The 11,386-nt window shown below is 59.6% G+C and carries 10 protein-coding genes; 6 read left to right on the forward strand and 4 right to left on the reverse strand.

Translation table 11 applies throughout. From position 1 onward, the window contains the following. Positions 1-15: 15 nt before the first annotated feature. Positions 16-642, reverse strand: coding sequence for an alanyl-tRNA editing protein (locus tag ACA044_RS07970; RefSeq protein WP_497445874.1), 627 nt, complete (start codon positions 640-642; stop codon positions 16-18). A gap of 90 nt (positions 643-732) precedes the next feature. On the opposite strand from ACA044_RS07970, the gene ACA044_RS07975 reads away from it, so the two are divergent. Then, positions 733-1,731, forward strand: coding sequence for a LysR family transcriptional regulator (locus tag ACA044_RS07975; protein WP_497445875.1), 999 nt, complete (start codon positions 733-735; stop codon positions 1,729-1,731). 188 nt (positions 1,732-1,919) lie between these two features. Here the strand turns inward: ACA044_RS07975 and ACA044_RS07980 are convergent, their stop codons facing one another. After that, a complete protein-coding gene (locus tag ACA044_RS07980; RefSeq protein ID WP_007905217.1) occupies positions 1,920-2,327 on the reverse strand; it encodes a PA2817 family protein in 408 nt (135 codons plus the stop codon). Positions 2,328-2,445: 118 nt separating this feature from the next. Beyond that, entirely contained in the window at positions 2,446-4,893 is a 2,448-nt protein-coding gene (locus ACA044_RS07985) for an acyl-CoA dehydrogenase (RefSeq protein ID WP_497445876.1), read from the reverse strand. Positions 4,894-5,142: 249 nt separating this feature from the next. Here ACA044_RS07985 and ACA044_RS07990 point away from each other — a divergent pair, with 249 nt between their 5' ends. From ACA044_RS07990 to ACA044_RS08005, 4 genes are all read left to right on the forward strand, one after another. Then, positions 5,143-5,802, forward strand: coding sequence for a transglutaminase-like domain-containing protein (locus tag ACA044_RS07990; RefSeq protein WP_497445877.1), 660 nt, complete (start codon positions 5,143-5,145; stop codon positions 5,800-5,802). A gap of 43 nt (positions 5,803-5,845) precedes the next feature. Next, a complete protein-coding gene (locus tag ACA044_RS07995; RefSeq protein ID WP_497445878.1) occupies positions 5,846-6,469 on the forward strand; it encodes a glutathione S-transferase family protein in 624 nt (207 codons plus the stop codon). Positions 6,470-6,602: 133 nt separating this feature from the next. Beyond that, positions 6,603-7,535 (forward strand): ABC transporter ATP-binding protein, encoded by a 933-nt coding sequence (locus ACA044_RS08000; protein ID WP_123494600.1) that lies wholly within the window; start codon positions 6,603-6,605, stop codon positions 7,533-7,535. Beyond that, complete coding sequence (locus tag ACA044_RS08005; RefSeq protein WP_497445879.1) at positions 7,532-8,311, forward strand: ABC transporter permease; 780 nt, start codon at positions 7,532-7,534, stop codon at positions 8,309-8,311. Before ACA044_RS08000 ends, ACA044_RS08005 begins: the two co-directional genes overlap by 4 nt. 166 nt (positions 8,312-8,477) lie before the next feature. On the opposite strand, the gene ACA044_RS08010 is transcribed toward ACA044_RS08005, so the two are convergent. Continuing rightward, positions 8,478-8,999: a DUF2062 domain-containing protein gene (locus ACA044_RS08010; protein WP_497445880.1), complete on the reverse strand. Its 522-nt coding sequence runs from the start codon at positions 8,997-8,999 to the stop codon at positions 8,478-8,480. Between the two features lie 136 nt (positions 9,000-9,135). Here ACA044_RS08010 and ACA044_RS08015 point away from each other — a divergent pair, with 136 nt between their 5' ends. Then, on the forward strand, positions 9,136-11,370 hold the full coding sequence (locus ACA044_RS08015; RefSeq protein WP_497445881.1) for a DNA internalization-related competence protein ComEC/Rec2: 2,235 nt from the start codon (positions 9,136-9,138) through the stop codon (positions 11,368-11,370). Positions 11,371-11,386 lie beyond the last annotated feature (16 nt).

An 11,386-nucleotide genomic window follows, 5' to 3' on the forward strand; every position in this document is an offset into this window, starting at 1 on the left:
ACATCGCCCAAATGCTCAGTCCACGCTGTAGTGGACTGACAGCGTTCCCTTTTTCTGCGAAAGGGAAGCAATCGTGACCGTGCCCAGATCCTTCAGGCTCCGTACATGGGTGCCGCCACAGCCGTAGGCGGGCAGTTCGCCGAAACCGATTTCCCGGGCACCTTCGCGCAACGACGTCAGGCGTGGCAGGTCATGGGCGATCCATTGCTTGATGCCATATTGAATCGTCTGGGCATCAACCTCCTGCGCGCCATCGCCCGGTTTGAATTGCACGCGTCCTTCATCCGGCCAGTGATGAGCCTTGGTCGGCATCCAGCCCATCGCCTGGACGAAGTGACCAATCAGGTGCCCCGCCGAATGCATGCGCGTATTGAACCGGCGGCGTTGCTCGTCGACCCGAATCTGGGTCATGCCGAGCTTTACCGGGTGGTCGACGAAATGGATGATCCGGTCCGGATCCTGAACCACGCGCAGCACCTGGCTTTCGCCGATCCAGCCGGTATCACAGGGCTGCCCGCCACCCTGGGGGTGAAACAGCGTGGCGCGCAGCACCACGGCAAATTCGTTCTCGTGGGGTGTACAACCCAGGACTTCCACATTGGCCTTGAGGTCATCACTATGGAAAAAGAGGCGAAGCGTCATATTCCATGCCCTTATTAAAGTTTCTATTTTTATTATATGAACCGTGGAATTGCGTGATAATCCGTTCAATCATCAAAGGACTGTTGCGCTGTGAGCATAAATCTTCCCCTGCCGCTGCTCGGTGAAATGGCGATTTTCGTCAAGGTTGTCGAGACCGGCAGTTTCTCCGAAGCGGCGCGCCAGCTAGGTTCTTCACCCTCGGCGGTGAGTCGCAGCATTTCGCGGCTGGAGAAGGCGCTCGCCACGCGTCTGCTGCAACGAACCACGCGCAAACTGCGCCTGAGTGACGGTGGCGAAGAGGTGTTCAAGCGTTGCCAGGAGATGGTCAGCGCAGCGAAATCGGTGATGGAAATCAGCGGTCAGTTCACCCAGGAAGCGGAAGGACTGGTACGCGTCAGCGTGCCCAAGGCCGTCGGGCGATTCGTGATTCACCCGCATATGCCGGAATTTCTGCGACGTTATCCCAAAGTGAATGTGGAGTTGTTGCTCGAGGATCGTCAGGTGGATTTGATCGACGACAACGTCGACCTGGCGATCCGTATTACCGACCGCCCCCCCGCAGGGCTGGTGGGACGGCAGTTGCTGACCATCGATCATTTGCTCTGTGCAACGCCGCAGTACCTGGCCGAACACGGCACGCCGACTCATCCCCACGACTTGCTCAACCACAGCTGCATCTATCTGGGCGAAACCCCGAGCGATGCGCGCTGGAAATTCAAGAAAGGCAGCAAAGCCGTGACCGTCGGCGTGCGCGGACGTTATGCCGCCAATCACACGGGAGTGCGACTGGGCGCGGTATTGCAACACATCGGAATCGGCAGCCTGCCGTACTTCACCGCCCGCTATGCTCTGGAGCAGGGGCTGATTGTGCAGGTACTGCCCGACTGGACGTTTCTGGCCTCCTACCACGGAGGTGCCTGGCTCCTGCATTCGCCAACCCGCTATTTACCACCCAAGTTACGGGTGTTTATCGACTACCTGGTGGAATGCCTGGAGAAAGAGCCGACCTTGAGCCGGCCGGGCAAGCCAAGTGCATTGGGCAAGGTCGCGGCAGAGTATGAGTTGCCCGAGAGTGATGGGTTGCTCTGACGGGCCTCTTCGCGGGCAAGCCTCGCTCCTACAGGTTTATGTCGTTCACGCCATTACATATGACACCAACCTGTAGGAGCGAGGCTTGCCCGCGAAGACTGACTTCGAACCACCACATCACTCGGCAATGCCACAAAAAAGGCCCGCATGAATAACCATGCGGGCCTTTGCATTTGCTGACCGTGGGATCAGTGCTTGCTGTCCTGGTTCGACATCGCCAGCAGCTGTTTTTCCTGATTCCAGTCGAACGGTTCGTCGTTCTGTTCGGCTTCGAAGCGACGCTCTTCAAGGGCCTGGTACAGGTCGATTTCATCATCGGGCATGTAATGCAGGCAGTCGCCGGCGAAGTACCACAGCAGGTCGCGCGGGACCAGATGGGCGATCTGCGGATAGCGAGTAATCACCTGGCACAGAATGTCCTGGCCCAGGTATTGGCTTTCGATCGGGTCGACCGGCAGCAATGCACGCAGTTCGTCGAAGCGCTCCAGGAACAAGGCATGGCTTTCTTCGGGAACCTGTTCGGCCTCACCTACGGCGACCAGGATGCTGCGCAGGTGGTCGAGCAAGACGAGATGATCGGCAACGACGTTGGACACGAGATAAGTCCTCAAGAGCAAAACGGGCGCGGGAGTATAAAGCTCCTGCGCCCCTTTTTCACAGGGTAAAGAGCCCCATGATAGAGCACTCAGGGTAGAGGACATAAGGTCGACTGGATCAGCGGACCTTGCCTTTGGCCAATACCAGCTCCTTTGGGTCGAAATCATCGACATCAATCACCTTGCGTCGTGCCACTTCTGCCTCGCGCAAGGTCTGGGCTTCAACCGGTTGCAAGACGCCAGCCTCCAAGGCGGCATCGATGGCAGATTCTCCGACAGTGGGTTTGACCTGGCGACTTCTCAGTGCCGTATTGAGTTTTTTCTGTAACGGTTTGGCGGCGTTCAGCAAATCGCAAGCGTGCTGCAGGGCGCCGACCGAATCCTCTGGCGATTGCGGGCGATAGCAGCCCCCCAGTAACTCCTCAAGCGTTGGATCGCCCTTGGCGCGGCCGATGACGGCTGCGACGTTGGCCGCCAATCTGTCCGACGGGCCTCTGTGGCGACGACCGAACGGGAACACCATCACCCGCAGCAGGCATCCGAGTACCTTGTTCGGGAAATTGGTCAGCAGTTCGTCCAGCGCACGTTCGGACTGGCCGAGGCTCTCCTCCATGGCCCAGGCGAACAGCGGGTGCATATGCTCCGGCGAATCGAGATCGTGATAACGCTTGAGCGCGGCAGAAGCCAGATACAGATGGCTGAGCACATCGCCCAGACGTGCGGACAGCCGTTCGCGACGTTTCAGTTCGCCGCCCAGCAGCATCATGCTCAGGTCTGCAAGCAGCGCAAAGGCCGCAGCCTGACGGTTGAGGGCGCGGAAGTAGCCTTGGCTGAGCTTGTCCCCGGGCACGTGTTCGAAATGCCCGAGGCCGAGGTTCAGCACCAGGGTGCTGGCGGCGTTGCACACGGCAAAACCAATGTGGTCGAGCAGCAGTGCATCGAACTCGATCAGTGCCTGTTGTTTGTCTTCGCGGTGGGCGAGGGACATTTCCTTGAGCACGAACGGATGGCAGCGAATTGCACCCTGACCGAAGATCATCAAGTTGCGTGTCAGGATGTTCGCACCTTCGACTGTGACGGCAATGGGCGCACCTTGCCAGTTACGCGCCAGGTAGTTGTTTGGTCCCATCATGATGGCCCTGCCGCCGTGAACATCCATGGCGTGGCTGATGCACTCGCGACCGCGTTCGGAGAGGTGGTATTTGATAATGGCCGAGGGCACCGACGGTTTTTCGCCGAGGTCGACCGCGTTGGCGGTGAGCATCCGTGCGCTGTCCATCAACCAGGTACTGCCGCCGATCCGCGCCAGTGCTTCCTGAATGCCCTCGAAGGCTGACAGCGGTGCGTTGAATTGTTCGCGAACCTGGGCATATTGGCCTGTCACCAGGCTGCTGAACTTGCCCGCAGCGGTACCGATGGCAGGCAGCGAAATGGAACGCCCGACCGACAGGCAGTTCATCAGCATCATCCAGCCTTCGCCGAGCATCTCCTGACCGCCGATGATGAATTCCAACGGCACGAACACGTCCTTGCCAGCGTTCGGACCGTTCATGAAGGCAGCGCCCAACGGCAGATGACGGCGACCGATTTCTACACCGGGGGTCTGGGTTGGGACCAAGGCGAGGCTGATCCCCAGGTCGACTTTGTCGCCCAGTAGATGATCCGGGTCATAGGCCTTGAAGGCCAGGCCGATCAAGGTCGCCACCGGGCCGAGGGTGATGTAGCGTTTTTCCCAGTTCAGACACAGGCCGAGGGTTTCCTTGCCTTCCCATTCACCCTTGCAGATCACCCCGGTGTCGGTCATCCCGCCGACGTTGGAGCCCGCCATCGGACCCGTCAGGGCAAAGCAGGGGATATCGTCGCCGCGTGCCAGCCGTGGCAGGTAATGATTGCGCTGTTCGTCGGTGCCGTAATGCAGCAGCAGTTCCGCCGGGCCGAGGGAATTGGGCACCATGACGGTCGACGCCAGGTCGCCACTGCGGGTGGCCAGTTTCATCGCCACTTGGGAGTGGGCATAAGCCGAGAAGCCTTTGCCACCGTATTCTTTGGGAATGATCAGGGCAAAAAAACCATGTTGTTTAATATGATCCCAAGCCTGGGGCGGCAGATCCATCAACTGGGCGATCTGCCAATCGCTGACCATGGCGCAGAGCTCTTCGGTCGGGCCATCGATGAACGCTTGTTCCTCTTCGCTCAGTTGCGCTTTTGGATAGGCCAGCAGTTTGTTCCAGTCCGGGCGACCGTTGAACAGCTCGCCGTCCCACCAGACCGTGCCGGCTTCAATGGCTTCACGCTCGGTTTGCGACATCGGCGGCAAGTTTTTTTGAAACCAGCTGAACATCGGTGCCGTGAAGAGTTTTCGGCGCAGATCCGGCAGCAACAGGAAAGCGGCCACGGCTGCGAGCATTACCCAGAAAATCAGCATCAGCCAGACGGGGGCATGGCTGAAGATGCCCATCGCCAGCAGATAGACAGCGATGATGCCCAAGGCGGGCAGAGGTGCAGTGCGCCGATGTGCCAGGTAGGCAATCCCGACCACCAGAACCAGTATCCACAACAGCAACATATTCAATTCTCCATGAAGCCAGGGGCAAAACCACTTTCAGAGCTTAGACGGCATCCATAAAAGTGGGTGGTCAGAGCGATGGGTTTGAGTTCGTAGGAAGCAACGGTTGAAATTCGTCAGTTATTTCGTTGGCGGACGGTTGAACGCTTTCGTCGACAGGGCGGCAAACGCTGATATTTGGCCGAAACGTCGTTATCTCTGTGCTGAAGGTGTCGCTAGACTCGTGGCTTCCCCCAGGAGATTGTTCCCATGCACGCATGTCTGAGCCCCGGCCGCTTCATCGACAGTGACCATCCCTCGGTGGTGGAGTTCGCCGAAAAACATCGTGGCGCCGGGCGCGATCCGCTTGAACAGGCGATCAATCTCTATTACGCGGTGCGCGAGACCGTGCGCTACAACCCTTACACCTTCAGCCGCGATCCAGAGACCTTGCGCGGCAGCTATGCGCTGGCGGCAGGGGAGAGTTACTGCGTGCCCAAGGCCACGCTGCTGGCAGGTGCAGCCCGGCATTGCGGGATCCCGGCGCGTATCGGTCTGGCAGATGTGCGCAATCATCTGTCGACGCCACGTCTGCTCGAATTGCTCAAAAGCGATGTGTTCGCCATGCATGGCTACACCGAGTTGTACCTGAACGATCGTTGGGTCAAAGCCACTCCAGCCTTCAATCAACAACTCTGCGAACTGTTCAATGTCGCGCCGCTGGAGTTTGATGGGATCAACGACAGCGTGTTCCACCCCTTCAACCGTGACGGCGAGCAGTTGATGGAATATCTGATCGATCACGGCCAGTTCACTGATGTGCCGGAAGCGTTCTTTTTCGAACACCTGGAAAAGTGCTATCCGCATCTGTTCGGCGAGCAATTGCCGGTGCTGCTGGGTGACATGCAGGGCGATTTGAGTCGCGCCTGATCCGGCGTATGCTGCCTGCGCATTCATCCAAAAAGGGGCGGTCATGCTGAAGATCTGGGGGCGGAAAAACTCGTCGAATGTCAGGAAGCCGTTGTGGGCAGCCGAAGAACTGGGCCTGGCCTATGAAGCCATCGACGCCGGCGGGGCCTTTGGCGTGGTCGACACACCTGAGTACCGCGCGATGAATCCCAACGGCCGCGTGCCGGTGATCGAAGACGATGGTTTCGTGCTGTGGGAATCCAACACCATTGTCCGCTACCTGATGGCCCGCCATGCCAGTGGCACTGCCTGGTATCCGACGGATACGCAAGCCCGCGCCTCGGCGGAAAAGTGGATGGACTGGACCACCTCAAGTTTTGCCGCGCCGTTCCGCACGGTGTTCTGGGGAGTGTTGCGCACCCCGGAAGACCAGCAGGACTGGCCGGCAATCAAAGCCGCGATCAAGGAGTGCGACGACTTGCTGTCGATGGCCGATCAAGCGCTGGCGGCTAAACCGTACCTGTCGGGCGATGAGATCGGCATGGGTGACATTCCTTTGGGCAGTTTCATTTATGCCTGGTTCGAGATGCCGATCGAGCGCGCGCCGCTGCCTCATTTGCAGGCCTGGTACGAGCGCCTGAAACAGCGTCCGGCGTATCGCAAAGCCGTCATGACCGCGTTGACTTAATACTCACTATCGACACGCTTGACTGTACTTGTGCGGCAGCGACAAGCACCATTGCGCTCATGCGCCGCGGTTGCATTGCTCGCCGCCCGCCCTTATTTATTCCTTTCTTCCCTTCTTGGTGCATAAATCCGATATGAGTTCCGCTCTGTCCATCCGGCAGCTAACCAAAACCTACGGCAACGGTTTCCAGGCCTTGAGTGGTATCGATCTGGACGTCGCCGAAGGTGACTTTTTCGCCTTGCTCGGCCCTAACGGCGCCGGCAAATCCACGACCATCGGCATTCTCTCGACCCTGGTGAACAAAACCAGCGGTACGGTGAATATCTTCGGTCACGACCTGGACAAGGAGCCGGCTGCGCTCAAGCGCTGCATTGGTGTGGTGCCCCAGGAATTCAACTTCAACCAGTTCGAAAAGACGTTCGACATTGTCGTGACCCAGGCCGGTTACTACGGCATCCCGGCGAAAATCGCCAAGGAGCGCGCCGAGCAGTACCTGACCCAACTGGGCCTGTGGGACAAGCGCGATGTGCCGTCGCGCTCCCTGTCCGGCGGCATGAAGCGCCGACTGATGATCGCCCGTGCGCTGGTTCACGAACCGCGCCTGCTGATCCTCGACGAACCGACGGCGGGGGTGGACATCGAGTTGCGTCGCTCGATGTGGACCTTCCTCACCGAACTGAACAAGAAAGGCATCACCATCATCCTCACCACCCACTACCTGGAAGAGGCTGAGCAGTTGTGCCGCAACATCGGCATCATCGACCACGGCACCATTGTCGAGAACACCAGCATGAAACAGTTGCTCAGCCAACTGCATGTCGAAACCTTCCTGCTGGACATGAAGAACACGTTGCAAGTGGCGCCGCAGTTACTCGGTTACCCGGCCAAACTGATCGACAGCCATACCCTGGAAGTCCAGGTCGACAAGGCCATGGGCATTACCGCGCTATTTACTCAATTGGCGCAGCAGAACATCGAAGTGTTGAGCCTGCGTAACAAAACCAATCGCCTCGAGGAGTTGTTCGTGTCCCTGGTGGAGAAGAATCTGTCGAAGGTGGCGGTATGAGTTCCGAGCTGCAACCCAACCTCGTTGCCCTCAATACCATCGTCTACCGTGAGGTCAAACGCTTCACCCGGATCTGGCCGCAGACTCTGCTGCCGCCGGCCATCACCATGGTTTTGTACTTTGTGATCTTCGGCAATCTGATCGGTCGGCAGATCGGCGACATGGGTGGCTTCACTTATATGGAGTACATCGTGCCGGGGCTGATCATGATGTCGGTGATCACCAACTCCTACGGTAACGTGGTGTCGAGTTTCTTTGGCAGCAAGTTCCAGCGCTCCATCGAAGAGTTGATGGTGTCGCCGGTGTCGCCGCATACGATTCTGATCGGCTACACCTTGGGTGGCGTGTTGCGCGGGTTGATGGTCGGGATCATCGTGACCCTGCTGTCGCTGTTCTTCACGCAGTTGCAGGTGCATCACCTGGGCGTGACCGTCCTGGTGGTGGTGCTGACGGCGACGATCTTCTCGCTGCTGGGCTTCATCAACGCGGTATTTGCGCGCAACTTCGATGACATCTCGATCATCCCGACCTTCGTGCTGACACCGCTGACTTACCTGGGCGGGGTGTTTTATTCGATCAGCCTGCTGCCACCGTTCTGGCAGACCGTGTCGCTGGCCAACCCGGTGCTGCACATGGTCAACGCCTTCCGTTACGGCATCCTCGGCGTATCGGACATCAAGATCAGCGTGGCGATCACCTTCATGTTGGTGGCGACTGTTGTGCTGTATATCGGTTGTGCGCGGTTGTTGGTGAGTGGGCGCGGGATGCGTACGTAAGGAACGACCGCGTCGCCTGCATCGCGAGCAGGCTCGCTCCCACATTGGTTTTGTGTCGATCGCAAAATAGGTGGGCAACGCCAATCAGTGTGGGAGCGAGCCTGCTCGCGATGGCGTCAGCATAAACACCGCAAAAAGAAACGGCCTCCCAAGCGGAGGCCGTTTTTCATTCTTGCATCCGGCTTTTCTTGCGCCGCTTCCACTGCCTACTCACCCACCAGCGCCAATACATCATCACCAGGCAATAAGCGAGGGCACCCAGCACCAGTCCCGTTACCACCGAACCGAGCAAGAACGGTTGCCACAGGCTCGAGAGTTCGCCGCTGATCCATTCCCAGGTCAGCTCGTCCGGCAGGCTGCGGGCGGGGACGTCCATCAGCCAGGCGCCCGTCTGGTAAGTGCAGAAGAACACCGCAGGCATGGTGATCGGGTTGGTCAGCCAGACCAGGCTGACGGCAATCGGCATGTTGCCGCGCATCACGATGGCAAGGGTGGCCGCCAGCAGCATCTGCAACGGGATGGGCAGGAATGCCGCGAACAGACCGACCGCCATGGCCCGCGCGACGGAGTGGCGATTGAGGTGCCAGAGGTTCGGATCATGCAGCAGGGTGCCGAGAAAGCGTAAGGATTTGTGTTCCCTGATGCTGGTCGGGTCTGGCATGTAACGTTTGAATAAGCGCCGGGGCATAAGGCTTCTCGGTCGGTTCAGGCGGCAAGTATGTCTGGATTCTACGAACCGCCCATTCAGACTTTGTGACAATTGATAACGACGTCCGTGCGACGCACCGGCTAAGCCTAGGAAGGGGACTCTCAAGGACGGGCTTATGCGCAAAGGGATGATGGCGCTGGCGTTGGGTTTGCTGGCCCTGCGTTTTTTACCGGTATTACCGCCGGCAGGGTTGTGGTTGTTGTTGCCGGTAGTGGGTTTGATGTTGTTGCCGTTTCGAACTTTTCCCTTGGCATTTTTTCTGTTCGGTTTCAGTTGGGCATGCGCGAATGCGCAGTGGGCACTGAGTGATCGCCTGGCGCTGAAGCTCGATGGCGAGACTCGCTGGGTCGAAGGTCGTGTGACCGGGTTGCCGCAGCAGGCCGAGGGGGTGGTGCGTTTCGAGCTGACGGACAGTCAGTCGCGTCGCACCAAACTACCTCGACACCTGCGCCTGTCCTGGTATGGCGGGCCGCCTGTCAACAGCGGCGAGCATTGGCGGCTGGCCGTCAAATTGAAGCGTCCTGCCGGGTTGCTCAACCCGCATGCTTTCGATTACGACGCCTGGTTACTGGCCCGGCACATTGGCGCCACCGGGACCGTCAAGGATGGCCAGCGTCTGAGGGACGCGCAGTGGGCCTGGCGCGACGGCATTCGTCAGCGTTTGCAGGCTGTGGATGCCCAAGGGCGAACGGGCGCGCTGACGGCGTTGGTGCTGGGGGATGGCGCCGGGCTGAGTCGTGAGGACTGGCAGGTGCTGCAAGACACCGGCACCGTGCATTTGTTGGTGATTTCCGGGCAGCACGTTGGTTTGCTGGCGGGGCTGGTGTATCTGCTGATCGCCGGGTTGGCGCGTTATGGCTTATGGCCCAAGCGCTTGCCGTGGCTGCCATGGGCGTGCGGACTGGCGTTCGCGGCGGCGCTCGGTTATGGGCTGCTGGCCGGCTTCGAAGTGCCGGTGCGGCGGGCCTGTCTGATGATCGGTCTGGTGCTGTTGTGGCGACTACGGTTTCGTCATCTCGGGGCATGGTGGCCGCTGTTGCTGGCGCTTGACGGCGTTCTGCTGCTGGACCCGCTGGCGAGCCTGCAACCGGGTTTCTGGTTGTCCTTCGCGGCGGTAGCGGTGCTGATTTTCACTTTTGGCGGGCGATTGGGGCCGTGGCGCTGGTGGCAAACCTGGACCCGTGCCCAATGGCTGATCGCGATCGGTCTGTGCCCGCTGCTGTTGGTGCTGGGGTTGCCGATCAGTCTCAGCGGGCCGCTGGCCAACCTGCTGGCGGTGCCCTGGATCAGTCTGGTGGTTTTGCCACCGGCCTTGCTCGGGACACTGTTGTTGCCCGTTCCTTATGTGGGCGAAGGGTTGCTGTGGTTGGCCGGTGGTCTGATCGATCTTTTGTTCATGGGCTTGGCGTCGATGGCCGGGCAATTGCCCGCGTGGGTGCCAGTGGCAGTCCCGTTGTGGGTATGGGCGCTCGGCACACTGGGGGGCTTTCTCCTGTTACTACCGCGAGGCGTGCCATTGCGCCCGTTGGGCTGGCCGATGTTGCTGTTGCTGGTTTTTCCGCCCCGGCAAACGCTGCCTGAAGGCGTGGCCGAGGTCTGGCAGCTGGATGTTGGTCAGGGTTTGGCAATCCTGGTGCGTACCCGCCATCACACCTTGCTGTACGACGCCGGGCCACGGTTCGGCGATATCGACCTGGGTGAGCGGGTGGTGTTGCCGTCATTGCGCAAACTGGGGGTGGACGGACTCGATCTGATGCTGATCAGCCACGCCGATGCCGATCACGCCGGCGGTGCAAGAGCGATTGCCAGGGGCTTGCCGGTGAGGCGGGTACTGAGCGGCGATCCACTGGCCCTGCCCGACGAGCTGCACGCCGAAGGCTGCGAGAGCGGTCAGCAGTGGGCCTGGGACGGCGTGAGGTTCCAACTCTGGCAATGGCCGTTCGCCCGCGAGAGTAATCAGAAATCCTGTGTGCTACAGATCGAAGCCAGCGGCGAACGGTTGCTGCTGACCGGCGATATTGATAGTGCGGCCGAGCGGGCGCTGCTCGACAGTCCATTGGCGGTGCCGACGGATTGGTTGCAGGCCCCGCACCATGGCAGTCGCAGTTCATCTTCGATGGCGTTGCTCAGCGCCTTGCATCCCAAAGCGGTGCTGATTTCCCGTGGCAACGGCAATTCTTTCGGTCATCCCCATCCCACGGTCGTGGCGCGGTATCAAAAGCGCGGTGTGGCGATCTACGACAGCGCCGAGCAGGGTGCCATTCGTCTACAACTGGGACGCTTCGAACCGCCCTGGACGATGCTTCAGGAACGGCGTTTCTGGCGCGATCCGCCACCATTGAGCCAGTAACCTGCGTTATTAAGCC

Source organism: Pseudomonas sp. LBUM1673, assembly GCF_059695645.1.

Coding starts and splice junctions, on each gene's coding strand:
- ACA044_RS07970 (WP_497445874.1), bottom strand. CDS start 642: ATGACGCTTCGCCTCTTTTTCCATAGTGATGACCTCAAGGCCAATGTG.
- ACA044_RS07985 (WP_497445876.1), bottom strand. CDS start 4,893: ATGTTGCTGTTGTGGATACTGGTTCTGGTGGTCGGGATTGCCTACCTG.
- ACA044_RS07990 (WP_497445877.1), top strand. CDS start 5,143: ATGCACGCATGTCTGAGCCCCGGCCGCTTCATCGACAGTGACCATCCC.
- ACA044_RS07995 (WP_497445878.1), top strand. CDS start 5,846: ATGCTGAAGATCTGGGGGCGGAAAAACTCGTCGAATGTCAGGAAGCCG.
- ACA044_RS08000 (WP_123494600.1), top strand. CDS start 6,603: ATGAGTTCCGCTCTGTCCATCCGGCAGCTAACCAAAACCTACGGCAAC.
- ACA044_RS08005 (WP_497445879.1), top strand. CDS start 7,532: ATGAGTTCCGAGCTGCAACCCAACCTCGTTGCCCTCAATACCATCGTC.
- ACA044_RS08010 (WP_497445880.1), bottom strand. CDS start 8,999: ATGCCCCGGCGCTTATTCAAACGTTACATGCCAGACCCGACCAGCATC.
- ACA044_RS08015 (WP_497445881.1), top strand. CDS start 9,136: ATGCGCAAAGGGATGATGGCGCTGGCGTTGGGTTTGCTGGCCCTGCGT.